Source organism: Paenibacillus sp. FSL F4-0236 (assembly GCF_038000135.1).
Taxonomy (GTDB): Bacteria; Bacillota; Bacilli; order Paenibacillales; family Paenibacillaceae; genus Paenibacillus_AQ.
Genome location: NZ_JBBOBK010000001.1, coordinates 5,772,303 through 5,798,873 on the forward strand (window position 1 = coordinate 5,772,303; position 26,571 = coordinate 5,798,873).

23 protein-coding genes are annotated in these 26,571 nt (G+C 44.1%); 4 read left to right on the forward strand and 19 right to left on the reverse strand.

Annotated features, from left to right (window positions below; all coding sequences use genetic code 11):
- Positions 1–205: 205 nt before the first annotated feature.
- Complete coding sequence (locus NSQ29_RS25755; protein ID WP_042184240.1) at positions 206–1,069, forward strand: Cof-type HAD-IIB family hydrolase; 864 nt, start codon at positions 206–208, stop codon at positions 1,067–1,069.
- Between the two features lie 101 nt (positions 1,070–1,170).
- Here NSQ29_RS25755 and NSQ29_RS25760 read toward each other — a convergent pair whose 3' ends face one another.
- The 4 genes from NSQ29_RS25760 to NSQ29_RS25775 form a co-directional block, all read right to left on the reverse strand.
- A complete protein-coding gene (locus NSQ29_RS25760; RefSeq protein WP_341126418.1) occupies positions 1,171–3,399 on the reverse strand; it encodes an amylo-alpha-1,6-glucosidase in 2,229 nt (742 codons plus the stop codon).
- A gap of 64 nt (positions 3,400–3,463) precedes the next feature.
- Positions 3,464–4,342, reverse strand: a complete 879-nt coding sequence (locus tag NSQ29_RS25765) for a carbohydrate ABC transporter permease (RefSeq protein ID WP_283912014.1) — start codon at positions 4,340–4,342, stop codon at positions 3,464–3,466.
- An 18-nt stretch (positions 4,343–4,360) separates the two neighbouring features.
- Entirely contained in the window at positions 4,361–5,251 is an 891-nt protein-coding gene (locus NSQ29_RS25770) for an ABC transporter permease (RefSeq protein ID WP_042184236.1), read from the reverse strand.
- A 22-nt stretch (positions 5,252–5,273) separates the two neighbouring features.
- Positions 5,274–6,986 carry an ABC transporter substrate-binding protein gene (locus NSQ29_RS25775; protein ID WP_341126419.1) on the reverse strand — a complete coding sequence of 571 codons (1,713 nt, stop codon included), beginning with the start codon at positions 6,984–6,986 and terminating at the stop codon, positions 5,274–5,276.
- A gap of 252 nt (positions 6,987–7,238) precedes the next feature.
- Here NSQ29_RS25775 and NSQ29_RS25780 point away from each other — a divergent pair, with 252 nt between their 5' ends.
- Entirely contained in the window at positions 7,239–8,807 is a 1,569-nt protein-coding gene (locus NSQ29_RS25780; protein ID WP_341126420.1) for a response regulator, read from the forward strand.
- Positions 8,785–10,506 (forward strand): sensor histidine kinase, encoded by a 1,722-nt coding sequence (locus tag NSQ29_RS25785; RefSeq protein WP_341126421.1) that lies wholly within the window; start codon positions 8,785–8,787, stop codon positions 10,504–10,506. Before NSQ29_RS25780 ends, NSQ29_RS25785 begins: the two co-directional genes overlap by 23 nt.
- A 103-nt stretch (positions 10,507–10,609) precedes the next feature.
- Here the strand turns inward: NSQ29_RS25785 and NSQ29_RS25790 are convergent, their stop codons facing one another.
- Together NSQ29_RS25790 and NSQ29_RS25795 are read right to left on the reverse strand one after the other, a co-directional pair.
- Positions 10,610–11,971 (reverse strand): sugar phosphate nucleotidyltransferase, encoded by a 1,362-nt coding sequence (locus NSQ29_RS25790; protein ID WP_341126814.1) that lies wholly within the window; start codon positions 11,969–11,971, stop codon positions 10,610–10,612.
- Between the two features lie 11 nt (positions 11,972–11,982).
- Positions 11,983–12,819 carry a DUF6492 family protein gene (locus NSQ29_RS25795; protein WP_341126422.1) on the reverse strand — a complete coding sequence of 279 codons (837 nt, stop codon included), beginning with the start codon at positions 12,817–12,819 and terminating at the stop codon, positions 11,983–11,985.
- Between the two features lie 426 nt (positions 12,820–13,245).
- Between NSQ29_RS25795 and NSQ29_RS25800 the strand changes: the two genes are divergently transcribed.
- Positions 13,246–15,543: a UvrD-helicase domain-containing protein gene (locus tag NSQ29_RS25800; RefSeq protein ID WP_341126423.1), complete on the forward strand. Its 2,298-nt coding sequence runs from the start codon at positions 13,246–13,248 to the stop codon at positions 15,541–15,543.
- A gap of 66 nt (positions 15,544–15,609) precedes the next feature.
- Here NSQ29_RS25800 and NSQ29_RS25805 read toward each other — a convergent pair whose 3' ends face one another.
- The 13 genes from NSQ29_RS25805 to NSQ29_RS25865 all read right to left on the reverse strand — a co-directional run bounded on the left by NSQ29_RS25805 (position 15,610) and on the right by NSQ29_RS25865 (position 26,544).
- Positions 15,610–16,191, reverse strand: a complete 582-nt coding sequence (locus tag NSQ29_RS25805; protein ID WP_042184221.1) for a 50S ribosomal protein L25 — start codon at positions 16,189–16,191, stop codon at positions 15,610–15,612.
- Between the two features lie 172 nt (positions 16,192–16,363).
- Positions 16,364–16,636, reverse strand: coding sequence for a helix-turn-helix domain-containing protein (locus tag NSQ29_RS25810; RefSeq protein ID WP_262495646.1), 273 nt, complete (start codon positions 16,634–16,636; stop codon positions 16,364–16,366).
- Positions 16,637–16,651: 15 nt separating this feature from the next.
- A complete protein-coding gene (locus tag NSQ29_RS25815; protein ID WP_042123499.1) occupies positions 16,652–16,888 on the reverse strand; it encodes a DUF6953 family protein in 237 nt (78 codons plus the stop codon).
- 109 nt (positions 16,889–16,997) lie between these two features.
- Positions 16,998–17,315, reverse strand: coding sequence for a hypothetical protein (locus NSQ29_RS25820; protein WP_042184217.1), 318 nt, complete (start codon positions 17,313–17,315; stop codon positions 16,998–17,000).
- A 93-nt stretch (positions 17,316–17,408) separates the two neighbouring features.
- Positions 17,409–18,275 (reverse strand): alkaline phosphatase family protein, encoded by an 867-nt coding sequence (locus tag NSQ29_RS25825; protein ID WP_076299988.1) that lies wholly within the window; start codon positions 18,273–18,275, stop codon positions 17,409–17,411.
- Positions 18,276–18,289: 14 nt separating this feature from the next.
- Positions 18,290–19,333, reverse strand: a complete 1,044-nt coding sequence (locus NSQ29_RS25830; RefSeq protein ID WP_341126424.1) for an ABC transporter ATP-binding protein — start codon at positions 19,331–19,333, stop codon at positions 18,290–18,292.
- Positions 19,330–20,133 (reverse strand): ABC transporter permease, encoded by an 804-nt coding sequence (locus NSQ29_RS25835; RefSeq protein ID WP_042184213.1) that lies wholly within the window; start codon positions 20,131–20,133, stop codon positions 19,330–19,332. Before NSQ29_RS25835 ends, NSQ29_RS25830 begins: the two co-directional genes overlap by 4 nt.
- The gene (locus NSQ29_RS25840) at positions 20,130–21,053 is read right to left on the reverse strand and encodes an ABC transporter permease (RefSeq protein ID WP_341126425.1); all 924 of its coding nucleotides are present in this window, start codon (positions 21,051–21,053) and stop codon (positions 20,130–20,132) included. Before NSQ29_RS25840 ends, NSQ29_RS25835 begins: the two co-directional genes overlap by 4 nt.
- Before the next feature lie 92 nt (positions 21,054–21,145).
- Positions 21,146–22,258 carry an ABC transporter substrate-binding protein gene (locus tag NSQ29_RS25845; protein ID WP_076285102.1) on the reverse strand — a complete coding sequence of 371 codons (1,113 nt, stop codon included), beginning with the start codon at positions 22,256–22,258 and terminating at the stop codon, positions 21,146–21,148.
- 194 nt (positions 22,259–22,452) lie between these two features.
- Positions 22,453–23,229: an ABC transporter permease gene (locus tag NSQ29_RS25850; protein ID WP_341126815.1), complete on the reverse strand. Its 777-nt coding sequence runs from the start codon at positions 23,227–23,229 to the stop codon at positions 22,453–22,455.
- 18 nt (positions 23,230–23,247) lie between these two features.
- On the reverse strand, positions 23,248–24,024 hold the full coding sequence (locus NSQ29_RS25855) for an ABC transporter ATP-binding protein (RefSeq protein ID WP_042184205.1): 777 nt from the start codon (positions 24,022–24,024) through the stop codon (positions 23,248–23,250).
- Positions 24,025–24,035: 11 nt separating this feature from the next.
- A complete protein-coding gene (locus NSQ29_RS25860) occupies positions 24,036–25,118 on the reverse strand; it encodes an ABC transporter substrate-binding protein (RefSeq protein ID WP_081393124.1) in 1,083 nt (360 codons plus the stop codon).
- Complete coding sequence (locus tag NSQ29_RS25865) at positions 25,090–26,544, reverse strand: aryl-sulfate sulfotransferase (RefSeq protein ID WP_339244383.1); 1,455 nt, start codon at positions 26,542–26,544, stop codon at positions 25,090–25,092. Before NSQ29_RS25865 ends, NSQ29_RS25860 begins: the two co-directional genes overlap by 29 nt.
- Between the last annotated feature and the right edge of the window lie 27 nt (positions 26,545–26,571).

A 26,571-nucleotide genomic window follows, 5' to 3' on the forward strand; every position in this document is an offset into this window, starting at 1 on the left:
CACGAACATGAACTGACGATAGACTCGGCTAGTCGATTAGTTTAACAACTATTGTACCACGACTGAACTATATTCTAAAAATATACGATTAGACTAGGAATGAAAAGGTGTTTTTGGTTTTCAGAATATTAATGATAAGATACAATTAACGTTCTCACTAGCCCGCGAAGGGGACAACTATGACTGGATAAGGAGATCTTACAATATGCTGATTGCTTTAGATATGGATGGAACATTGCTGAACGAAGAAGGACAAATTAGCCCAAAGAACCGCGAGGCGATTATAAAGGCTCAAAATTTAGGTCATATCGTAATTATTGCTACGGGACGCTCTTTTATGGATGCGGAACGACAACTGCGGCTGGCAGATCTGGAATGCCCTGTAGTCAGTCTGAATGGCGCAGTGGTTACATTGTCTGACCACACGCTGGCAGCAAGTAAACCGCTGAAGAAGGAAGACATCATTCCTGCATTACGCTGGATGAACGAAATTCCGGATTTGTATTACGAGGTATACACAGAGGACAACGTATATGTGGAGCTCAATAAACGGGTAAGATTAGAGAAACTATCTGCACTAAGTGAAGAAGAAGTACCTGAGGAAGTTAGCTGGCTGCTAAAAGCAATGATCGATCAGCAGTTTCAACAAGCGGCTGTAACTTACGTCGAAAGTATGGAAGAGATCTGGAGTAAAGAAGAAAACGTCATTTATAAAACATTAGCCTTTTCTCTAGACCGGGAACTGCTCAAAGAAGCCTCCACCCGCTTCGCCGCGATCCCTGGCCTTATTATTACAGCCTCCCATGTCAATAATATCGAAATTAACCATGAGGACGCCAACAAAGGCTCCGGTGTAGCTATGCTCGCCGCCCACTATGGCATCCCGCTAACAGATGTAGCCGTAATGGGTGACAGCTATAATGATCAACCGATGTTCGAGGTGGCAGGCTACCGGATTGCCATGGCTAACGCAGCACCGATTCTAAAGGAAATGGCTGAATTTGTTACAGTCAGTAATGCCGAAGATGGAGTGGCGACAGGACTTGAGCATCTTATGGCTAAATTCTGAACCAACATGCCTGGCTTAAATCATAAACTGCCAAAAAAACCTCTAACATCATCCTGAGGATGGGTTAGAGGTTTTTTTAAGATTGTCTTAACTAATTATAGCTACAGCTTTATACAAGGATGATTGTCCAAGCTCAATGGCTTGGCAAACTCAACGTCTTTTAATAACTCGTTATTCCGCTTATTGTGCATAACACGTGATTCGGATAGCACTGACTGAATCTCCTTGAGCATTTGACGATTCTCATCATATAAGGTAACTGCCAGTGTATGATCATCTTGTCTTACAACCAGCTCCATATTGGGCTTAACTTCAAGCGATACCGTTTCGAAAGGAGACATATCGATGATAACTTCCAGTCCCACATTCTTGAATGTATAGGCGTAAGTGATTTCAAGTCCACGGTTATACGTGGCTTCGATCTGTCCCTTTCCTATGTTCACATTATAAGCCAAGGATTCAAGCTCTTGCGGAATTCTTGGAGCAATTGTCAGTGTATTGTTAATCAGGTCTGGACGGATACCTAAGAAATATTGGTACCACACACGCAGGTGCTCAGCATTGGACCAAGCTTGCAGGTATGCACCCGTCAACTTCGCCCAGTTCTCATCTTCCTCAGGATAAGCATCCATATTCTCACAAAGTCCACCAACAACACCTAAATTCAAGGCCTGCCAGTTCATATTCTTGAATAGCTGATAGGCCGTTTCTTCCTGCCCTGCTTCAATCATACGCTGCATCGCAATACCATTAAGCCAAATCCAAACCGCACCGTTATGGTAAGCCTCGTCTTTCGGATAATGAGATGTTAAATGAAACGGACGAAACAATGGATGATGTCTATCTAGCGAAGCAACACCCCATGGATAGACCAACTCTTCCCACGCGGTACGAATCGCTCTAGCCTTAAAATCGTTATCATCAAACATTTCAAAAGCAAATAACTGGTTTGGGCGCAGGGAGAATTCCGGCTTATCTTCTGCATCCAGTCTGTCTGCTAAATAAGGATGCGCTTGATCAATGAAATCGACCTCAAAATGGCGCTTCAAGGTTTCAGCAATGCCCTTCCATTTATCAGCATTCACCTTGTCATTCATATATTCAGCAAAGTAAACACCAGCAAGCAATTGGTTATACCAGAGTGCTTGAATATCATTGGCACGGGTATCCCGAGGAGAATATGACTCCAAATTGCCATCCCGGGCATCCATCCAAGTTTCATTATCTGCGTGCTTCAAGTACCCTTTATCATCTACCCAATATTTAATGGAACCTTCAATACTATATTCTACATTGTGATACAGCTCTTTAATGATCGCTGTATCTCCTGAATACTTAACGTAATCCTGCAACTGGATAATGAATCGCGGCGTACCATCCGTTGTATGGTAATCCACTTTTCCAGGAGACAAGATATTTGGAATTCTACCAAAGTATTTAGAATCTTCGTCCGTATTCTGAAACTCTGCGAATGATAGCAAGATATTTCTAGCCGTTTCGAATTGCCCTGTAACGAGCACAGCGCCTGGAAGAGCTATGAATTGATCCCGTCCCCAATATTCGTTAAACCATGGCAGTCCTGCATAGATACCATCACCCTGCTGTCTAGTAACCAACTGATCCATTGTGATGTTCAACCAATTCATGGCTAAAGTAAATGTATCATCACTGCTGGTTAGATGGGCATTATAGTGTAAGAAATCTTCCATCCGCTTAACACGTTCATCTTTCAAAGTGCTAATATCTTGTCTAGCTTTAAGGATTAAGCTTGCTGCTTCTTCGGATGTCTTACCTGCAGCGATATAATAACCCCCAGCGTTTGCACCGGCAATTAGAACTTCATTATCCATATGCAAAGGTGAAAGGTTGATAGCACTAACTGCAATCACCCAATCTCCCTCGATAGCACTAAAGAACGCGATATGATCCTGTTGGTTTATATAGCTAACATTCTCTCCCCTTAAAACGATGCCTATGTCTTCCTTAGCATTAGCGAGACTAATTTCTAATAGATTATGATAATCCAACAACCACAGCTCTTCTGTAAGATCGGCGTGCTTACGCACCATTTTATAAGGATAGGCCCAAACTTCAGATTGTCGATTGTCTAGCTTCTGTTCACCTACGAATAAGGTGTATCCACCGAAAATTCTATTCTTAGCAATATTAAGTCCCTCAAAAAATGCATGTTCCACATGATCCGTATGATGGGATTGCGTAAAATAAAATGCTGCCTCTTTATTCGTAAATGAAATACTCCGATTGGCTTCTTGAGAGACAAATGTCTTCATGTCATCCAGAATTGATGTATGAACTTGATTACTATTCATTGTAAGCCTCCTACTTGAAAATAGTAGGCCGCTATGAAGCTTCATAGCGGCTGTCTACTAATATTTATTCTTTAACCGAACCAACGACAATCCCTGATACGAAATACTTTTGCATAAACGGATAAATCAACAACAATGGTAGCGTAGAAACTACGATTTTAGCAGCGTTCAAAGTCTTATTCGAAACTTTTGCTAATTCCAATAATTTTTCAGGATCCGTAATGTTCTGAACCTCAACACTAAGCTGTTGGATATAGGTTTGCAATGGATAATTCGCCGTTTTATTAATATATACCAGGGCACCAAAGTAATCATTCCAATGGCCCACAATAGTAAAGAGCGTAACGGTGGCAAGCGTAGGCAATACTATTGGGAGATAAATTGTCCCTAATATTCTCCACTGTGAAGCTCCATCTATATTCGCTGCTTCCTCTAGAGATTTCGGTACAGCCCGGAATGCATTCATCAGCAAGATAACATTCCCTATCGGTACTGCACCCGGCAAGATCAATGACCAGATGGAGTCTAAAAGATTAAGCTCTTTGACTACCATAAAGGTGGGAATCAATCCGCCTGAGAATAACATCGCGAAGATAACGAGATTCATATAAATCTTCTGACCCGTGAATACTCGTGAACTTTTAGACAATGGATAGGCTGTAAGAATCATCAGTACCATATTCACAAGCAGACCTAACACTACCCGTTCTACAGAGATCATGAATGAACGCCAAAACTGGCTGTCTGACAATAATTTTTCATAGGAGCTAAACGTCGGATTAACCGGGAATATACTTACTAGATTTGCGGAAGCCGCCGCATTATCACTGAAAGAGATGGCTACTAAATTGACTAACGGTATGAGACAGGACAAGGCGAACGCTAGAACAAATACCCAGATAATAACATCTGCAATACGACCCTTGATGTTAGATGCGTAAATGGGAGAACCCCCCTTTCTTTAGAAAATACGATAATCCGTAAGTTTTTGGGCCAATTTATTCGCAGAAAGAATCAGTACGATACCAACGACCGACCGTAATAGGCCAACTGCTGTACCTAAGCTGTATTGTCTTTCTACCAGACCCACCCGATAAACGTAGGTATCAATAATATCCGAAGATTCATACACCAAAGGATTATACAGATTGAAGATCTGATCAAAACCAGCATTCAATACATTCGGCAAGTTCAAGGTTGTAACCAGCAAAATAGTTGGCATTAAGCCTGGCAACGTGATGTGCCACAGTTTCTTAAACCGGTTGGCTCCATCAATGGAGCCCGCCTCATAAAGTCCGGGATCAATGGATGTCAGGGAAGCTAGGTAGATGATTGAACCGTACCCAAAACCCTTCCAGACATCTGTTAATACTAGCATCGGTCTAAACCAGGTATTGCTGGCCATAAACAAGACCGGGTCAATCCCAAACCAACTTAACATAGCATTAACAGGACCTTCATAAGAGAAGATATTCATGACTACAGTAGCTAAGATCGCCCATGACAAGAAGTTCGGCAGATAAACAACCGTCTGTATGAATCGCTTAGCAAACTTTACCCGAATTTCATTTAATAACAGGGCAAACACGATGGATGTAAAAGTACCCACGATAATTTTCCATAACGCGATAACGATCGTATTACTGAAAATCTGTTTGCTGTCAGGAATTTGGAGCATAAATTTGAAATTATCAAGACCTACCCAGGATGAACCACTCATTCCCTTAGCCGGAACATAATTTTGAAAAGCCATTATAATACCGAACATTGGAATAAACGAAAAGATAATTAGGAAAATCATGCCTGGCGCCATCATGAGATGGAATGCTGTCTGATCTTTTTTATTTTTCATTTACGGATCATCTCTTTCAACATCATTTGGTTGCTATCGCTTCGTTAACTTCCTTAGTAATTACTTCGCCGCCAGTTTTATTCCAGCTATCTACAAACTTATCAAACGCGTCAGGTGTTTGCTCACCTGTAATGATCTTCAAGTACATTTCAAGTTCCATTTTAGTAAGTGTCGGCCATTTCAACGTCATGGATGATGTACTTCCAAAGAATAATGGATTCACTTCTTTAATATTAGAGGCTTTCACCAAACTAGCTGTCGTAATACTGGAAGTATATCCAGCCCATGCATTGGAGTCTGGTGTTTCTCCATTCTTCTTACTATCAAGAAATTTCTTATAGGAGTTATAAGCCGTTAAATCCTCATTGCTAGTTAATTTACTTGTATCGCCTGTTTCTAATGCTTCTTTCATGATGTCAACGTTACGATAGAAAGCGTCATAATAATCGATATTAATGGCGAGCGGAGATCCGCCAACATTCATGCTCTTATAATCTTCAAATTCTTTCAAAGCTTTTTCATCTTTTTCTTGGTAACGCTGATAGTCATATTGAACACTCACAAGCTTGGCTGCAAGTTCAGGATGTTCAAAGCCTTTGCGAACAACCAAATAACTGCTGGAAGGATTTCCAGTGAACATTGTAAGCGAGCCATCTTCTGATTGTGGGGCAACATAAGATACCCATTCCGCTTCTGGATTCAGCTTAAGCGTGTCAGCCACAGTCCAGCTTCCCCACCAGTTATCCATGAACGACCCACTTTTTCCGCTTGTAAGTAGCGCCTTGCGGTCATCACCAGTACGTACTGCAAACTGGCGATCAATCAAGTTATTTTTGTACATTTCAGACAACTTGGTCAGTGCTGGCTTCATTTCTGGTTGAACAGATCCGTATACAGCCTTTCCACTTCCATCATCAATCCACTGTTTTGGATACGCACCATATAGTGAAAAAATATTATTAAATGAGAATTGTCCACCAGAGACACCGGCAACGTTTTCATTATCGACAACAAGACCTAGCGTCTTACCCGCTCCGTTACCACCTGGATCTTTTTCTACAAATTGCTTAATAATGTTCTCGACATCAGCCATTGATTTCGGCTCAGCAAGTCCCAATTTGTCCATCCAGTCTTTGCGAAGCCAGAGGATACCAGGACCATGTGAGATTTCAGTAGTTGGTATGGCCATCAGCTTGCCATCGAACTTTGCGCTATCCAGAACACGACCACCGTAGGAATCATAAATTTCCTTAATTCGATCGCTGGCAGTATTTTCATAAACCTCTGTCAAATCTGCAATCAGATCGTTCTCATAAAGCTGTTGCAATGTCGCGTAGTCAGGAACCACCATTAGATCAGGGATTTCACCGCTTACAATCGCCATCGAAACTTTCTGACTATAGTCTGTACCATCATTGGACTCAAACGAGGTCGTATTTTGAATGTTCAGCTTATCCTTGAAATATCTTGTCCACACATTGTTTGTGGATTTATCTTTCTCATAAGGCGTTCCTGCAAGTGCTGAATAGCTCGTTGCCACTTGTCCAACAGAATAAGTAACTGTTTCAGGATAGGCGCCAAATGGAGTCGTCTGTGCTTCTTTCCATGCAGGATCACTCGCATCTGTCTTTGGGGTAGATGCTGAAGAATTATTAGAACTTGAACAACCTACCATAGCAACAGCTAATAGTGATGCTAATACTATGGAGCTTGATTTTCTCAATTTATGTTTCATTATAAGAGCCTCCCTTTTTCTATAAAAAAACTCGTATTAGAAAACGATTTCAAAGCGCCGGCCAGCTTCAAAAAAAATTATATTGTTACTTCCTTAAGTTTATAGATTATTGCTATCCATCGTAAACGCAAAAAAATTATGTTTTACACAAATAAATACTCATCATTAACGATAATATCGAGGAATAATTGCTACGGTCGAAGATGTTATACTACAATATCAATGTCACTACATGTCGAAAGGTGGTAAATAATGTTATCCATATTGGTGGTAGATGATCATAAGGAGGAGCGAGAGGGGATTGCTTTCCTCATTAAGGAGCTTGGCTTCCCCCTCCAATTGCATGTTGCAGAAAACGGTCGTAAAGCACTTGAATATGTAAGCGCACACTCTGTCGATATTCTATTTACCGATGTGCGGATGCCTATAATGGATGGATTACAGCTAACAAAGGAAGCATTAAAGTTGCACCCCAAATTAAAGGTGATTTTATTCAGTGGATTCGCTGAATTTGAGTATGCCAAAACAGCCCTCTCCCTGGGCGTATCCGAGTATCTTTTGAAACCGGTTAACATTGAAGCATTCCAAACTACTTTAGAAAAAGTTATTCAGGAATTAAAGAGCCAGCAACAAAAAGAAGAAGCGTCACAAAGAAAGCTAAGCTATGTGAGAAAACATCTACTCTTCTCTCTAGTCAATGGCATCGGAAGCCCGCCTCCTCTTCAAGAGCTGTCTATTGAATTACCCAGCCATTACAATAAAATGCTTTTGTTAGAATTCGATAAGCCATTTTTTGAATCTGTGGATTCGGAGTTCGAAGAGTTTGTTCTTGGTTTAGTAGACACATCTGCTGATTACTTAAATCTAAACGGCTGTCAAAGTCTACTACTGTTTCCCGAGCAAGAGTCCCCTTCTTCCCAGTTTGATAATAATTCAGCGATGCACCTGCATCATTGTATCCTTGATAAATATAAAGTAAATTGTTATCTCGCTATGAAAGAGGAACTAACCTCAATACTAGATTTAGGTTCACTTTTGACTTCATTAGAAGAATTGATGGAATATCGTTTTTTTCTCCCAGATACCTTTGTGTTTAATACACAAAATGACTTACATTTCTCTGAGGCCTTGTATCCAGACCTTACAGATAGCCATCTACTAGATCAGATTCGAAATAATCTGAAGGATCAAGATATTTTTAGCTTACGAGCAAATACTGAGATTTTATATCAAAAATACGTACATCAAGTACAGTATTCACATTTATATGTAAAGTATATGTTTTCCACAATCTATCAAGAGATCATGACACAAGCTGCACCTATATCAGAAATGGAGCTGCAGACTGCCGTCGAGATCATATATGGATCTGAAGATTTGCGGGATATCAAAGATATCATATTTGAAGGTATCGCTCGGATTGATCAGAACTCTACTAACCATGAGCCTACTCAGAACCGTGATGTCGATGCCGTCAAACAATATATTGAACAATATTATGCAGATGATCTCAGTCTGGAAATGCTTGCTGCTAAAGTGTATTTGTCTCCACATTATCTTAGCTCCATATTCAAGAAGCAGACAGGCTGTGGGCTTAATAAATATATTAAGAATGTCCGCATGCAAAACGCAAAAGAGTTGTTAACAAATACGCATCAAAAAATATCAAATATTTGCACCGCAGTGGGCTATCGCAATATTTCATACTTCTGCCAAAATTTCAGGGATTTCTATGGGTACACACCAGAAAAATATAGACAGTATAATCAGAAGTCCTCTGTATATCGGGAGGAGCATCATGCAACTTTGGCGGACACTTAAGCAAAATATTCGCGACTTGAAGTTTCAAACCAAGATCATGCTTTCATTTATGTTAATCAGTATGATTCCTGTGATTATATTGGGCAGCTTCTGCTATCAAGAAGCCAAATCATCCCTCATTAAGCAATCCAAATCTGATTTGAAAGCAGCCTTAAATCAAGGGGCTTTAGCTTTAAATAGTCATCTGGATGTCTACAATAAACTCATGAATTTCTTGAGTTTTAATCAGGAAATTATTAATTCAGCTAATCATACCTACACAAGTATGTATGAAATGTATGATCAGTTAACCCATGTGATTGACCAAAATTTCAATACGGCACGGTATCTAAATACAGGTGTAGAACAAATCACTCTGTATACAGGAACCAATCTTTTGGCACATGGCAATACCGTCCGAGCCCTAAATGATATTAAACAGGAACATTGGTACCCGCCGTTGATGAAGTCAGTCGATGTCCTGTGGTTTACAGATAATAAGGAGATTTTTGCTGTTCGACGCATTATTAATACGAAACAGAAAGATCCAAAAGAAAATGTGCTGTATGCACGTGTGAATTACGATTCGTTATTCACACCCTTTGACTCCCTACTCTCTCAAGGTTCAGAGATTCTCGTCAAAGATGCTTATGGAAAGTCGATCTATGCCTCGCCTGGTATAGAAGGATATATTCCTTCCAATAGCACAGATAACTTGGATACGCTGCAATGGAAAAATACAAAGTACACTGTACTGCAATCTGAAGTTCCTATATCAGGATGGACAGTGATGTTATGCAAACCTACGAAGATGATTACGAATTCTGCTTGGAAAATCCTTTCGACAGTTGGGCTTGTTATTGTTGCCTGTATTGCTGCCGTTGCTATAACCGCCAATCTATTCTCTCGAAAGTTCAATTCACAAATTAAGCGTCTGCGCAATAATATGCGCACCGTAGAAGAGGGATCCCTGGAAGTCACCGTCACCAGCACATCCAAAGATGAAATTGGGGATTTAATCAGAGGCTTTGGCAATATGGTTGACAAAACAAAAGTGTTAATCGATAAAGTCTACATTGAGGAAATTTCACGAAAAGAATATGAAATGAAAGCCCTACAGGCTCAGATTAATCCTCATTTTCTATATAATGCTCTTTCGCTCATCAATTGGAGAGCCATTCGAATCCATGCAACAGATATAAGTGAAATGGCTCAGCTTCTATCCACGTTCTATCGGACTACGCTGAATAAAGGGAATAATATTATTTCGGTTTCAGATGAACTATTGAATGTACAATCTTATATACAGATTCAGCTTAACATGCATAGCAACAGCTTTGAGATAGAATATCAGATCGACGAGGCTATTCTCTCTTATTACATGCCTAACCTGATGCTTCAGCCTCTAATTGAGAATGCTATTATTCATGGTATTGAGAATAGAGAAGAAGAAGGAAGCAAAATTATTCTATCCGGAGAAATGGTGGAGGAGTGTATCATCTTCAAAGTAAAGGATAATGGCGTTGGCATCCCACAAGAACGACTCAATCTTCTGCTTAAATCCCAGTCTATAGGCTATGGGCTCAAAAATGTAAATGACCGGGCTATGCTAATGTACGGACCAGAGTACGGCCTGTCCATTACCAGTATTCTAGGACTGGGAACGGAGGTCACATTTCGATTTCCATCCAAAAGATACGAAGGTGGCTCAGATCTATAACTCTTTTAAATGCAGTGATGTTAATTAGCTACACTCTAAAATTAAATTCAACCGGGACATGTACGCTGGATTAAACCCGGTTGATTTTTTTCAATCTATTGAATTACAAATGATCAGGAGCGCTTTCCTCCCCCACCCATTCAGCAGAAACACGTACATAATCCCCCACATCAGAAGACGTCACCAGTTCAATAATGATCAATTCGAGTGGTGTAATCGCCCGCAAACCATGTCTCGCACCGGCAGGTACTATAACTGTGTCTCCGGCTGCAACTGCATGAAGAACGCCGTTCATACGGTACTCTCCATTGCCCGAAAGAAAAGACCATATTTCTTTGGTATGCCTGTGAAAATGATAGCTGGTGTGTTTCCCTGCCAACATCGTGATTTTGGAAGTCGTAACCTCAACTCCTGCTGCTGTTCGTGAGAAATCCAGAATGCGTGAGTTGCCCCACCGCTTTTCTTCAATCATCGGCTTCGCGGCATGACCCTCCAGCTTCTGCTTAATCCGTTTCGCCTGCTCGATCCCAGCAACCAAAATACCATCCGCACCCGCTGCCACAATCAAACCTGGGGCACCGATGACATGTACGGGACAAGAGAGTTCGTTCACTAAATAGGTTCCTTTTGAATCCTCAGAAATGCTCCCCCTGCCAATTACCTTTTCCTGCAAATGAGGGGTAAGCGCATCCCAACTACCAATATCCGCCCAAACTCCGGTGTAAGGAATAACTACCGCTCGCTGCGTATGCTCAAGCACTTCATAGTCAAAACTTCGTTCTGGCAATTCGTCATAACACTCCACTAGCTCCATGTAATCTGCTGAAAGATTCCGTTCCACCATAGTTGAGAGCAAGTATCCTAATGTGCAGGAGAACACCCCACAGTTCCATAGTCCTCCACAGGAGATGAACTCGGCTGCCGCCACTTCGTCTGGTTTCTCTGCAAATTGCTTCACATTTAAAAAAGACATCCCCTCTGAACCTTCACTCGGCAATATATACCCGAACTGTGTGGATGGGAATTCAGGCGTAACACCGATCAGGGCAATATCCGCTTGTGATTCGGACAGCACGCTGGGAAACTGCCGAAGCTGACTGAAAAAAGAAGCCTCCACATAAGAATCCACCGGAATGACCACAACGATCTCTTCTAAGTCTATTTTCTTCACGGAATGCAAATAGCTCGCCGCCAATGCAACTGCAGTAAAAGTTCCCCGCTTCTGTGGCTCCGCCAGTAAAGCAACCTGATTGCCAACAGATTTGCGGGTAATTTCCACCTGACTGCGATGGGTTACAATGCAGCTTGAATCTAACAATCCTGCCTCATCCAGCCCTCTGCATACTCGCTCGATCATCGACTCCATGCCGCCATTTTCTGTTGGAAGAAGTCTTAAAAATGCCTTTGACCTGATCTCATTCGACAGCGGCCACAGCCTCTTCCCCGATCCCCCTGAAAGGAGCACGATCTGCAACGCTATCGCCCCCCTGCGCTGGACTTACTACTCGGTGTTCTCACATACCCCTTCCGTTTATGAAAAGACAATGATCTATACTTTTCCGCCAGCTCATTCAGCTTCTGCTTGGAAAGCTGACCTGCATTCATATGGAGGCCTTTATTGCGTGCTTTTTGGATCTTCATGCCCCCACGATCCTTCGAATACAGGTAATTCCCATAAGTTTCGAATTCAGAAAAAGCAAATTGCTTAGTGCGGTTCATACTGTGTATAATCGCCGAATACCAAGGCCTCTGATGCTTTGCTTCAATCTCTCTTTTCATCTGAGTCAATTGGCTGCGTTCAAACAGCATATAATGCGTCACAAAAGAAGAAGCAGATGCCGCCTTCTTACCCATTAGCTTCCTATAGGTTGTAAAGTACTGAGGCTGACTCCAATTGCGGCTGTAAAAAATCGTCTTTCCCTTCTCACGGAATCGATGAGGAGCGATTAAGACCGTATCTGCATCGATGACTAAAAAATAGTCAGCCGTACACAGCTTGTCACCATTCAGCTTCAACAATTGCTGGAACAACCAACCGGATCTTTCCCATTTCCGTGAACGGTAATGGATATCTTTTTTTGTAATCGGGAGGACTGTATTCTCATCGACAAAGGTACAGCCTTTTTTTCGGCAGAAATCCAGTATTCGTGTCTTTTTTGGAGCAACAATCAATATACGACCTATCGGATGCTTAACATGTGTTCGGACAGCGTCAATAACATAGGGGAGTGTAGCCAAATCTTTCTCGATAGCCGGAATCAGTACATCTATGGTAACGGCATGTCTTATGCGGACCTTATTGGGCGAGGGCATACGGTCATCTCCATATCATGATTTTGCTTTAGGATATGAGGATAATAAGGAAAGGGAATGGGCTTTACTGTAAACTTAAGAGAGGACAAGGGGGATTTATATCCTTATTTTCGCCCGCAGAGCCAAATCCGCTCACTTCTAGGGCATTTATACCGTTCTTTTCGCCGCCGGAGCCAAATTCCCGCATTTATACGGGATTTATACCGTACATCTTGCCCACCAATCCCCATTCACACAACCAAGCTCCACACTCCCCCATACTATATCCAGCATTTTTTTCTGTGCAGTAAAAAGGCTGGGATGGTATATTGTAGATTGGCTAAATTTTCGGCGTATTTTAATCGGCACATTTTAAGATGAACTCAACCATTCTCCAACTAGTTTTGTTGAGCTCACTCTATACAGAAATATATGAAGGTGAATCTATTGAATAAGCTCTTATTTCATAATATCCCGCTGGGAGCAACCGGCGAACGCATCCCGCAAGCGGCAGTAGCTTCAGCACAGACCAGCAAGGAGCTAGTGAAGCGGGAGGAGGGGGACTCCGCTTATTTCCGCAGGCTGGAGGAAGGCGGCATCCTGCTCAACCGCCCGCAGATTGCTGCGGTGCGGCATCATAAAGGGCCGCTGCTGACACTGGCCGGTGCAGGCTCCGGCAAAACCTCGGTTCTGATCTGCAGAACCGGTTATTTGTTGTCCGTGCGCGGCGTCTCGCCGAGTCAGCTGCTATTGCTGACTTTTTCGAGTAAAGCCGCGGCAGAAATGCGCGAACGAATCGCCCTGCTCCCGGGAGTCAGCACAGCGGACGTTGCAAGACTTCAGGCCCGTACGTTCCATTCTTTTTTCTTATTTTTCTTGCGCAGACAAGGATTGCAACAGGAAATTTTCAGTGAGACACGGCGCCAGCACATCCTATTGAAGCAGATCATGCGTGAGCTCGGACTGCCGAAGGATGCTTATCCACCGGAAACCGTACTCTCTCTGCTCTCTTCCTGCAAAATGAACATGGGCACGGTGGAAGATCTACCAGAAAGCACCACCGCCGAAAAAGAAATGAAATCCATTCTGGAAATATACGAACAATGGAAACAAGACAATTTCAAAATCGATTTCGATGATGTCCTCTTAATTGCCTATCGGATGCTGAAGGAGCGTCCGGAGCTTTTGCAAGAGTTGCAGATGAGATATCTGTACGTGATGGTGGATGAGTTCCAGGATACAAACGCCTTGCAGTACGAACTTGTCAAAATGGTCGCTCACCCACAGCATAATCTAATGGTGGTTGGTGATGATGACCAAACGATTTATTCCTTCAACGGAGCGCGCAGTGAGTTCATTCTAGAGTTCGAGAAGCTCTATCCGGGAGCAAGGGTTATTACGCTCGATATTAATTACCGCTCAGGCCCAGCTATCGTTGGACTTGGCAACGGCATTATCAAGCACAATACACGTCGGCGTTCCAAAACCCTGCAAGCCGCAAAAGGTAGTGGAAGTCAGCCACGATATATGCGTCCGCAAACTGCAGATGAAGAAGCCGAGCAGATGATCGAGCATATTTTAAACGAGGTCTCTAGCGGCAAAAGAGAATATAGCGACTTCGCCATGTTGTACCGGGCCTCGAGCAGCAATCGGGCCGTTCTCGAACTGCTCCTTTTACGCGATATTCCCTATATTGATTACGGAGAAGGGCAATTATTGTACGAGCACTGGCTGATCTCTCCGGTAGTGGATCATTTGCGACTCTCCTTGAATCGGCGAAATTTTGCAGCGATGGAGAATATCCTGCCGACGCTATATATGAACCGTGAAAAAGGCATGAATCACATCCGCCAGATGGAAGCTAGACAGCCCAAACAAGGACCGTTAATCCACCTATTGTCTATGCCTGGCATGGAAGACTTCAAAGGGACTAAACTAAGAGATCGGCTCGATCTAATCCGAAATATACGCGAACTGACCCCAATACAAGCAATACGGCAGATTCGTACACAATTCTATGATTATTTCATCGAAGCGAATGAACGGCATCAAGCGACGCTGCATAGAGAGACGTTAAAAGAAATGCTAGATGAGCTAGAATCCTCCGCGGCGCGTTTCGACAGCATCCCTGCCTTTCTTGATTTCATTGATAATGTCACGGAGCGTAACGAGCATAATCGCCAACCAGGTACTAAAGAGCAAGGCAATCGGATTGCATTAATGACCATTCATAAATCAAAGGGGCTAGAGTTTCCTGTAGTCTTTTTAATTGGAGCATCTGAGGGAATTCTTCCGCATAGCTCTGCACTGGAGGGCGACCGGTTAAAAGACCGCAAGCTTGCTGCCGGAAGCAGCGGATCCTCAAGCTTAGCAGCACTGGAGGAGGAACGGAGACTGGCGTATGTGGCCGTTACGAGAGCCCGAGAGGAGCTATTCATCAGCTCACCTGCACAGCATCGGGGTAAAAAAGCGGAGGTCTCCCGCTTCATGTTATCCGCCTTCCGTTCAGCGGTTTCTTCCACAGCAGCAACTACGGTGAGTAGAACCGTGACAACAAGATCCTTGCCGACCAGCCGAACAGCCGCTACAAAAACCCATGTCGTTCCGGTATGGAACTGCACGGGCAGCAGTTGTCCTGGTTGGACACGCATGAAAGCTAGCGGAGCTGAGGATCATCTAACCTCAAAGCCCTGCCCCTTATGCAGCTCACCTATGGCAAAGGATCAGCGAGAAGTTCCCGTATGATTTACACGCAAAAAAAGCAAGTTTCCTCTTCCCTGGAAACTTGCTTTTTTTAATATAAATATATATTTAAGCTGTAGTTACTACTGCTTCTTCAACTTCTTCATGTACAGTCTTAATCTGAATCATTACTGCATTCGGATCGGTCAGCACTTCGATTCCATCTTGGAAAATCAGGTCAGAAACTAGCAGCTGATCGCCAATATCAAGTTTACTAATATCTACTTCCATAGAAGTAGGCAAAACGCCCGGCATACAACGAACCTCTACTTCATACAATTCCACTTGCAATACGCCACCGGCTTTCACGCCGATTGCTTCCCCTGCAAAATGAATCGTAACTTTACTATCCATATTTACAGACATGTTCACATGCTGGAAATCAATATGCAAGATCTTACCTGACAGAGAATCCTTTTGAATATGCTGAACAATGATCGGCATTGCTTCATCGTCCGTTGTTTTTGCTTGCAGAATAGCCCGTGGATTTTTTTTCAAAGTACCCAACAGCTCTTTTTCATCCACTTCTACGTTCAGAGTATCTTTACCCACTCCATACAATACAGCCGGGATACGTCCCTGTTTTCTCGCTAATTTCTTTTGGGACTTTGTTTCGCCAGTACGCTTGTTTAATTGAATAAATTTACTCATTTTTTATTTCCTGCTCTCTTTGACCATAAATTCTTGTCAGTCTAAGTATAACATGACCATATAATCTAGTCAAATTTAGCAGAGATCTCCCCTTTTCCATACAAAAAAGAAGACTTGAGTGAATTCAACTTCCCATTCCTCAACTCTTCCCAACTGCACTTTCTCAATTTATTTAACGCTTACTTAAACCATGTTCACCTATCACTTCTTCTATTGTACAATCACTTTCATTCAACTCTTCGATTCCGATGAGTTCCCCAGGCTGTACATTAAAATATAAACAAAGCTTTAAGAGCAAGTCTCTGGGATACTGTACCATCTCATCCTTATACATACGGCGAACCGAATCAAAGTGATAATTAATATCCTTAGCAAGCTTTCGTATAGAGAGTTTGGGATCATGATTCTCCATGACCACACTTAATTTACTTCGGATAACCGGCATATATTCACCTCCAGCTTAAGTCCACGCCCACAAAAATCCATCGCGATCCCACGCGATTTTGCCGCCGTGCAGCTTCCGGAAAGCTTTCTTTACTTCCTTGGACAGTGAGGCATTGCCATTCTCATTCACAAATACAAATTGTTCCCCAAAATTCTCTTTCACATATTCAATCGCCGCGGTCTGATACAAGGTACCCGTAAACCGAATTTCCTTAACCATCCATTCCGCTACATCTTGTGCTGTTACTTCCATATGGATGTGCCTCCTTTCATGTACTTCATGCTAAAATGTGCCCTCATTATAACATGAATACAGCCCGACCGGACAAACGTCCGAATCGGGCTGTATTAGGATGTCTGAATTAATGTGGATATGTATGATTCGAAGAATGACGAGTCTTCTGTCCACCGCTTACCATCAACAAAATCCCTGTGATCAAGTGTAGTACCCATCCCACGAATGGAATCCAAGCGAGTAAAGAAGTTACAATTCCGAGTACTGAACCATAAATAGATTCTTGGTTCTTTGAAGATAAAATCAAAGTAACCAGGTGAAGAATAAACATCAATCCCAGTGCGGAGTACCCAGTGCCAATTACAATAGCAGCACCCAGAATTGGAATTGCTAAAATAATTTCAAATGAGCCTGTAATCCATTTCAAAGCTCTAGAAGCGCTCAAAAGACAACCTCTCAATAGGTAAAATATACTATTTATTATACAAAAAACCATCGTTCCCGTATATGATTTTTATCGTGATTTACTATTTTATTTTCATCCTAAAATCACAGGTTCATTCACCTCATGAAGTGGTTGCTTTTGCACAAAAGGGGGCAAGCCTTCCTTGCTCATTGCAGCTGAGGGAGCAAGCCCTAAGCAGTGGCACATTAACGGAGCCAGCCTTAATTGGGGGATTGCTTGATCTTCTTTTGCCAGAGGCAACGCATCTACTCCAAACGTATATAACGGCACATCCCGCTCGGAAGAGGTGACCCCTCCATGGTACCCATTTGCGTTCATCCCATGATCTGCCGTAATCAGAATCTTATACCCCTGCTCCATCCAAATAGGCAAAACAGTGGCTAGCAGTCCATCGGCGTTACGCACGGAAAGCTCATATTCCTTGCTCTCCCCGCCATAACGATGCCCGGCGTCGTCTATATTCATGGAGTGAATGTATAGAAAATGCGGATCATAAGCACTCCGTAAATACACGGCATCGGCAAACACATGACTGTCAGGATAGTGATCCTCGAAATAAAAGCTGCCATGCTGAATTGGCATCATCACATTATGCTGATGGCGATCAGCCAGTGGATCAAAGGGGGCCGAATTATAAAGCTCACTGACCCAATGATAGGCGACAGCAGCTGTACGCAAATTAGCGGCTACTGCCAAATGAAATACACTTTCTTCATGGCTAGGTCTCACAATATGGTTAGCCGTAATTCCATTTTTGGACACGGGTGTACCCGTTAAGAGCACTTCATAAAGCGGACGTGATAGACTGGGTAACTCCGACTGTACTCGATAACAAGATAAGGATCCTTGCTCCACAAGATGCTCCAGATAGCCCATGTATTTGCGAGCAGCATCATATCTAAGTCCGTCCAAGACAACCACAATGAGTTTATTGGTCATTTCCGTCAATCTACTCACGCTCCTTCTCGCTCTAAATGTAAAAGCTCGGAAGGGTTCAACGCCAATGTGACTTTGTCCCCTTCTCCAACCCGCAGCCAGCGTCCATCATTTAAAAGATCAACCGTTAATCGGATTCCTACAGCCTCAACCGTACATCGAATAATATTGCCTAGCACAGACACAGATTTAATCACTCCATTCACCAGTTGTGCTCCGGCAGCAGCCTCCTGCTGACCCGCCCCATCATGCAGTAACGTTACGGCTTCGGGGCGAATAGCAAAGCTGTCCATCCCACTATCTATTCCGTGGAACAGCGCCATCACCTCTGGCCGAGTCAATACGTTATAACTGCCCATGAACCGGGCAACGAACTCTGTGCGCGGCGCGGTGTACAGTCCTTCCGGTGTTCCATCTTGGACGATGCGTCCACCATTCATAATGCAGATGCGGTCGGATAGAATCAGCGCTTCTTCCTGATCATGCGTAACGAATAGAGTCGTCATGTTAAAGCGCTTCTGAATATCACGAATTTCAGCACGTAGATTCTTGCGGATCTTGGCATCGAGTGCACTCAGGGGTTCATCCAGCAGTAATACTTTGGGCTGCACGGCTAGAGAACGGGCCAGCGCTACCCGCTGCTGCTGTCCACCGGAGAGTGACTGCGGATAGACGTCCCGCTTCTCCTCTAGATCGACTAAAACCAGCAGTTCCTCGCAGCGGCTACGTCGGGCGGCTTTGGACAAACCACGCATCTTCATTCCATACTCAATATTTTGGCTCACCGTCAGATTAGGGAATAGAGCATAAGACTGGAACACCATCCCCACCTCGCGTTTACGGGGCGGCAGATTTGCCAGATCTTTATTCTCTAGAAGGATTCTGCCGCCATCCAGCTCCGAAAGGCCAGCTATGCAGCGAAGTAACGTACTTTTCCCGCAACCGGAAGGTCCTAGCAGCGTCACAAGCTCCCCTTCACGTATCTCCAAATCTATATTGTCTAGCACACAGGTCTCACCAAACATTTTGAGTATTCCCTGCAGCTTCAGATAATCGTTCATCCCTTAACGCCTCCTCCCATCTTTTTGCCAAGCTTCATTAGTACCATCGAAAGAACTAGAATAAACAGAAAATACGAGATGGCAATCGCACTGGCTAAATGTCCGCTTTCGCCCATTCTTTGATATAGATACACCTGAATCGTCTGAATATGCCCGCCAACTAGCATGTTTGTAAGAACAAATTCACCGAACAGAACGGAAAATGATAATAAGGTAGAGACGATAACGCCAGGCCAGATATTTGGCAAAATCACATTCATAAAAGCCGTTCTGCGGCGGGCTCCAAGCAATTCTGCGGCATGCAGCAGTTCTACGGCGTTAACGGTCAACAGACTATTGCGAATGCCCTGATACATATAGGGAAGAATGACCACAAAATACGCCCCCACCAATAAATAAGCTGTTCCAGCGATATCAAAGAGGCCAGAGGAATAGGTACGAATAAGTCCCACCGCAGCCACTACACCAGGCACCGCATAAGGCAGAACAACAATCACTTTCATAAAGCTCTCCCAGCGCGGAAAATAAATGGTGATGACAAAAACAGCTGGCAGCATCACGGCCAGACTCAGCACCACGCTAATCAGGCATAAATACAGCGAGGTCCAAAGCGCCTCCAAAAAACGAATATCCTTAAACATTTCTCCAAACCAATTCAGTGTCCAAGCTTGAGGCAACAAGGTATTCTGCCAGTCCTGCGCGAAGGCATAAATACCGGTTGCTAACAGTGGAAGTAATAAATACACCATGAGCATTAGCATGAAAGTGCGCGGAGCGAAGCCTGCTTTACGTATATTCATTGCCCCACCTCCTCACTAGTTGCCGTCCACAAGCGCCGAGAAGATTTGGTTTTCACATCCGGTTTACTGAGCGCTTTAGCTCCAAATCTCTCCGTTCGCCGAACCATCAGATGATTCAAATAGACGGCCAAAATCGTAGTCAGACCCAGCAGAACAGCAAGCGTACTCCCCATTTCTGGCTGAGTAACCACATCTCCAGCAACCAGTGAACCGATACGTACCGCCAGCAGATTATAATTCCCGCCAACCAAAGCATATGCCGTTGCATAAGCACCCATCGCATTGGCAAACAGTATTCCCAGTGTGCCGAAGATCGCCGGAGTTAGAATTGGCAGCCCAATCGTCTTCCAGAACTGCCACGGTCCTGCTCCCAGCAAGGACGCCGCCTCTCTCCACTGCTCACGAATTCCGTAAAAGGATGGATACAAGAGCAGTAAGGCTAATGGAACCTGAAAATATACATACACCAGAATCAGACCAGACCAGCTATATAAATCAAAATCGGTAAAAACACTCCAGCCCCACTGTTTGAATAAGAGCGTAAACACTCCATTGTTACCAAGCAAAATAATATACGCAAAAGCCAGCGGAACTCCTGCGAAGTTAGAGGTCATATTCGACAGCATTAAGAGTCTGTCCCTTACCCTCGGAGTGAACCGAGTAATACAATATGCACAAAAAAGTCCGACGATGATCCCTATCAGACTTGAGGTTAAAGAGATCAGCAAGCTGTTCTTGATTGCCTGCATGTAATAGGCACTTTGCAGTGCATGCAGGTAATTGCCTAGCGTAAGTCCAGTTCCATCGGCCTTTTGGAAACTTCCCGTCAGCATGGACAATACAGGCACCAGCTGAAATGCCAACACCATCAGTGCAAACGGAATGAGTGCCAGGATCACACCGCGGCTTTTCTGTTTCAACTTCCTCACTCCTTGTCGCGGGAATAGAACAAGGGCACCTTACGGCATCGTAACGAAGGTGCCCTGTTTCTTTTTTTGGGGGAAGAACAATTCTAGTTCAAATGCACAAGCACACGTTCCTGCCATAACTGTGGAATGGTCTTCGCTGTTTCTTCCCATACCTTGTAATCGCCAACAGGCTTAGCGTTAACATACTCCTCTTTTGGCAGCAGTTTAGCCGCAACATCATCCGGCAGTGTTACACTGTCACGGATCGGACGAGCGTACCCTTTGGCAAGATTAATCTGTCCTTCATCACTAAGGATGTATTGACGTGTCAGCTTCGCAGCGTTAGGATGCGGCGCATATTTGTTGATGATCGTTGCATAACCACTCACCACACTGCCTTCCTTCGGAATGGCTACTGCGAAGCCATCTTTGTTGATCTGATCTCTATAGTTCAAAGCGTTGAAATCCCACAGCAGGGTAACTTCTACTTCCCCTTTTTCAATGTTGGCAAGAGAAGCTTCTGCATTGGAGAGACGTCCTTTTTTAGCTAAATCCTCGAAAAAAGCAATCCCCGGCTCAATGTTCGACTCATCGCCACCAAAAGCAATCGCTGCGGCCAATACAGCCATCTGCGCTTGAGCAGCTTTGGTTACATCACCTACGATGATTTTGTAATTTCCGTTCTTCAGATCTTCCCAGCTCTTCGGTGGATTAGCCACGAGCTTGGTGTTTGTCAGAAACGAAATCGTCCCTTGATAGCCGACAATCCAATTCCCGTCCTTATCCTTAGCCCAATTAGGGATCTCATCCCAGTAGGTCGTTTTATAAGGTTGTGTTACTCCTTTATCCACGGCAACCGATCCAAAAGCGATACCTACATCTCCGATGTCAGCCGTTGGTTTATCTTTTTCCGCATCAAACTTGGCAATTTCCTCCGCACTCGACATATCCGTATCTGAATGTGTAAGACCATACTTACTACTCATATCACTCCATGTATCTTTCCAGTTCGCCCAGGAATCCGGCATTCCCACGCTGATAACACTGCCCTCTTCTTTAGCTTTACTCTCGATCTCGGTCAGACTTAATTCTTTGGTGCCAGCATTTCCATTCGTTGATTCGTCAGCCTTAGCCGAATTTCCACAAGCAGCAAGCAACAGGACGAGCAAGGATAACATTAGACCCATCGATAATTGATTTTTGATCCCTTTTTTCATGATTTCCCCTTCACTCCTATTTCTTATTTGCGGGCTTCTCTATGCTCCAACTGTTAGGCACCCAATTGCAGTATAGGCGTGTACTATTTTCGCGGCATTAAGGAGGATAGGAATATTTGTAAATAAAAAGTAAGACATACCAAAAAACCACCTGATTCACTCAGGCGGTTCTCGTGTTTATGCTTAAAGCTATACTACCTTCTACGCGCCGCCACACTTACCACGCCGTATCTATCGAGCACTTTCTTGCCGAACCATCCAAATAACCGATCCGTGAAAAAGCCCATAAAGCCAAGACAGAATAACCCTACAAAGATCCAATCTGTCCGGAAAAACAATCTGGAATTCCAAATCAGATAACCTACACCTTCGTTCGAAGCAATCATTTCCGCACCGATAATCGCCATATATGAGGTTCCCATCGCTAACCGGATGCCTGTAAAAATATACGGTATCGTCGCCGGGACGATCACATGAATCAGAATTTGCCACTCACTGGCGCCCATACTACGGGCTGAGCGGATTTTATCCTCCTCTACGGACATCACACCGGTCAAGGTATTCAGCACCACAATAAAAAAGGTAGCGTACATAATCAACGCAATCTTCGACTGCTCCCCAATGCCAAACCACACTAGAAACAATGTAATGAATGCAATCGGCGGGATAAAACGAATAAAGTTCAGAAAAGGCTCTGCAAAGATACGAATCACATTCACCTTTCCAATAATCAGACCTACGGGAATCGCCATTAAACTGCCGAGTACCCAGCCAATTAGCACCCGGTAAAAACTTATCCCTATATATTGCATCAAAGTTCCGTCTTCTAGAAGTTCCCGTCCACCCTTAAGCGTACTCCAGGGTCCAGGGATCACATCAGGACCGTAGATCACTGCCCCAAGCTGCCAGACGCAAAGTACGGCAATCCATAGTATGGATACAGAAACCCATTTCTTTTCCACCCATTTCATCATCTGTCCCACCCTATCCTATTCTTCGAAATGGCTCTGAATCTGGTTGTATAGCGAATAAAATTCCGCTGAGGCTACGTCCCGTGGATAAGGCAGCGTATTGTCATAAATGTCCGTGATGTTAGAGGAAGGGCCTACAGACATAATGCCGATCCGTTCCCCCAACAGCAAGGCTTCCTGAATATCATGGGTTACAAAAATTACCGTCTTATGCGTCTGTTGCCAGATGTTGACCAGTTCTTTCTGCATCGTCCTCCGGGTCATCGCATCAAGCGCACCAAAGGGTTCATCCATCAGCAGGATCGCTGGATCATTGGCAAGCACCCGTGCCAGCTGAACACGCTGCTTCATGCCTCCCGATAACTCCTTCGGGAACTTCTCCTCATGCCCGTTCAGTCCTACAAGTCCGATGAACCTATCCGATATCGTGCGCCGTTCAGCCTTTGCGATTTTCTTCATTCGCAGTCCAAACTCCACATTCTCTCGAACCGTTAGCCAAGGGAATAAAGAGGAATCTGCTTGCTGAAATACAACTGCCCGATCTCTGCCAGGCTTATTCACCTCTTCGTTATCCACCCGAAGGTTACCGCCAGATTTGGAAACAAATCCGGCGATCATATTCAGCAGCGTCGACTTTCCGCAGCCACTTGGACCGAGTAGAACGAAGAACTCTCCACCTTTGATTACGAGATCCACATCTTTAATAATATAATGAACATCTCCAGCGGCTGACTCACTGTAGCTCTTGCGAAGCTGCTCAATATGAATGGTGTGCTGCTTAGCAGGTGATGACATGCTGAACCCTCCTATTTCTTATACGTGACTTTTTCCGGCAAAGCTTTGGTTAGCGGTTCAAGATTCAGCTTGCTATCCAGATCAAAATCCTTCTCAATGATTCCATTGTCGACCATATATTTCTTCTGCTTCGTCAGACTGTCATAAGCCGCCTGCGTGAATCCGAGCGCCCATGGATTGTTCGGAAGATCTTTGATCGTCGATTCCTTAGGCTGCTTCACTTCCTCGTACATCAAATCAGCAACCTCATCTGGATGAGCCTGGGCATAGCCCCCTGCTTCATCCACTGCTGCGAGAAAGTTCGCGATCCCCTCTGGATTTTTCGTTACAAAATCATTCCCTGCTACAATGCCCATCCCTAACCGCACGGTTGTTTTGGACATATCCGTCAGCTCATGTACGCCTGCAAGGGCACCCAGCTTATCATTAAGAACTGAACCATAGAACCATGCACCATCCACAGCCCCTTGCTTCAAAGCGATATAAGATTCGTCAAAGGCTCCCTGCCCTATCAATTCCACATCACTGAGCGCGATGTTATGCTCTTTTAAATATTCATCCCAAAGGTACGGAATGAAGGTTCCACGAATAAAGCTCAGCTTCTTGCTTTTCAATTCCTCAGCTGTCTTGATATCATCCTGTACGAACAGCTTCCATTCTGTAGAAGCTTCATCTGTCGCCAGACCCGCAGAGGCGATGATAGCGTAATCTCCTTTCGACACTGCGTTCAACAAGGGAAAATCGGCCCCGAAAGCAACATCTACCTGTTTAATGAAGAGTGCATTTACACCTTCTGCCGGGGAACCAAAGTTGACTAGTTCGGCGTCTATCCCGTGTTTGGCGAAGATACCTTTATCTAATGCCACACGAAAGGTTGGATTCGTATTGATGTCAGCGATTTTAATCTTCAATGTCTCTTTTTTGCCGTTCAATGCTCCATCTTTAGAGGACGACGCATCACCTTTGGAGCTGCAACCTGATAATAGGATAACAACGGATAAGGATAAGAGCAGAAAGCTTGAGCTGATCCATGACTTTTTCACAACGACATCCCCCTCAAATGTATTAGTTGGCTTTGCGGCTACTACCTTCATCAGTCGTCGCCACACAAGCAGCCCCCTCAACAAACGGCAGGGTTGTTGCCACGTTCACTACCGAATCCGATCCCTTAGGTGCAGCTCCTGGTACTCTGAACTGCGTGACATCTATCGGCTCAATCGCTTGTTCTTCCGGCTTCTCCAGCTGCGGTACCCACGCATAAGGCACACGATAGGAACGGTAAACCATGTTTGTATTTCTGGAATCGTTATACGGCGAGATGTATTCCCAGACCAGTTCATGCTCTGGCGTAACCTCGAAAAGTCTACCGTTAGATCCTTCTGTAATTAAGGTGTTGCCATTCGGTAACCGCTGGGCTGAGCTAATATAAGGACTATAGAATTTATAAGAATCCGTCGGAACAGAGAATCCTGCTTCTGCCGCGGTATACTGCCATTCAATTTCGAGTGTCACTGGATTAATCTCTAGAATTCGAGAGTAGTCGCGAAGTGCATTTTTTTGCCCAAAGGGTGAAGATGGATTGGGAAGACCATAACCGCCCCAACCTCCGTTATCAAATACAAGCAGGTTTCCTTCTCCCGGCAAGCCCTTCGGAATGATGTGCGCATGATGCTGGCCAATGATCCAATCGATATGCTTCAATTCTGGCAGTGAGTAGTCTGGACCAATTCTCCACACGATGGCCCCGGTACGCTTATCTGTAATTGCGATAATATTCGCTTCCCGTGCATCCCAGATCACGTTATCTGGATGGAAACGCTCATCGCCTGCATCGTAAAACTTATTAGGTCCTACATACGAAGCTGAATTGATATGCAACCAGTCACCGACACCGCCCCCCAGATTCCCGAAGGAGCGTGAGTTAGGATCACGGAATAAGACGTTTTTGGCCGCTTCATCAAAGCCTAGCTCTGCAAAATGTTCATTCGGAGCCCACTCCCAAACGATATTCCCTTCCCAATCCACTTCGATAATCGTGTCATCCAGCAGCTGCTTGTCGGAGATTTGGTGGTTGTAGATATTTTTGTGAGCGAGGATTAGGGTTTTGCCACCGTCTACCTTAGGCTCTAGCCCTGGTGCAAAATAACCCACCGGATTGCCTTCGCGCTGATAGTCATGATGCTGGCGGGCATACCAGAGCGGTTCATAACCCGGATCTTCTATATGTTCATAGCTGTTATATTTCCATACGATGTTACCGTCCCAATCGACCTGCACCAGATCTACATTATCCTGAATGCCAAATTTGGGATCTCTCCTTCCTGTACTGCCTAGCACATAACCACCAGGGAAGATTTTAGCCGGAAACCCGAGCAGTCCCTTCCACAGATGCACTTCTTTACCGTTCATATCAATCAGTACAACACCTTCTTCACCCGCTTGAAATACGGTATAGCCACTCCACGCTTTGCTCGGATTAAATACGGTTGCTCCAGTTGGAAATATGGTTGAATGTCCCATCGTTCATCTCTCCTACATTTAATTTAT

Bases quoted from the DNA above. Each gene is read 5' to 3' on its own strand.
- NSQ29_RS25815 (WP_042123499.1), bottom strand. From the start codon at position 16,888: ATGGAAGTAACAGCACAAGATGTAGCGGAATGGATGGTTAAGGAAATT.
- NSQ29_RS25755 (WP_042184240.1), top strand. From the start codon at position 206: ATGCTGATTGCTTTAGATATGGATGGAACATTGCTGAACGAAGAAGGA.
- NSQ29_RS25780 (WP_341126420.1), top strand. From the start codon at position 7,239: ATGTTATCCATATTGGTGGTAGATGATCATAAGGAGGAGCGAGAGGGG.
- NSQ29_RS25860 (WP_081393124.1), bottom strand. From the start codon at position 25,118: ATGAAGGTAGTAGCCGCAAAGCCAACTAATACATTTGAGGGGGATGTC.
- NSQ29_RS25770 (WP_042184236.1), bottom strand. From the start codon at position 5,251: ATGAAAAATAAAAAAGATCAGACAGCATTCCATCTCATGATGGCGCCA.
- NSQ29_RS25855 (WP_042184205.1), bottom strand. From the start codon at position 24,024: ATGTCATCACCTGCTAAGCAGCACACCATTCATATTGAGCAGCTTCGC.
- NSQ29_RS25825 (WP_076299988.1), bottom strand. From the start codon at position 18,275: ATGACCAATAAACTCATTGTGGTTGTCTTGGACGGACTTAGATATGAT.
- NSQ29_RS25775 (WP_341126419.1), bottom strand. From the start codon at position 6,986: ATGAAACATAAATTGAGAAAATCAAGCTCCATAGTATTAGCATCACTA.
- NSQ29_RS25760 (WP_341126418.1), bottom strand. From the start codon at position 3,399: ATGAATAGTAATCAAGTTCATACATCAATTCTGGATGACATGAAGACA.
- NSQ29_RS25810 (WP_262495646.1), bottom strand. From the start codon at position 16,636: ATGCCGGTTATCCGAAGTAAATTAAGTGTGGTCATGGAGAATCATGAT.
- NSQ29_RS25835 (WP_042184213.1), bottom strand. From the start codon at position 20,133: ATGAATATACGTAAAGCAGGCTTCGCTCCGCGCACTTTCATGCTAATG.
- NSQ29_RS25830 (WP_341126424.1), bottom strand. From the start codon at position 19,333: ATGAACGATTATCTGAAGCTGCAGGGAATACTCAAAATGTTTGGTGAG.
- NSQ29_RS25845 (WP_076285102.1), bottom strand. From the start codon at position 22,258: ATGAAAAAAGGGATCAAAAATCAATTATCGATGGGTCTAATGTTATCC.
- NSQ29_RS25785 (WP_341126421.1), top strand. From the start codon at position 8,785: ATGCAACTTTGGCGGACACTTAAGCAAAATATTCGCGACTTGAAGTTT.
- NSQ29_RS25805 (WP_042184221.1), bottom strand. From the start codon at position 16,191: ATGAGTAAATTTATTCAATTAAACAAGCGTACTGGCGAAACAAAGTCC.
- NSQ29_RS25850 (WP_341126815.1), bottom strand. From the start codon at position 23,229: ATGAAATGGGTGGAAAAGAAATGGGTTTCTGTATCCATACTATGGATT.
- NSQ29_RS25865 (WP_339244383.1), bottom strand. From the start codon at position 26,544: ATGGGACATTCAACCATATTTCCAACTGGAGCAACCGTATTTAATCCG.
- NSQ29_RS25795 (WP_341126422.1), bottom strand. From the start codon at position 12,819: ATGCCCTCGCCCAATAAGGTCCGCATAAGACATGCCGTTACCATAGAT.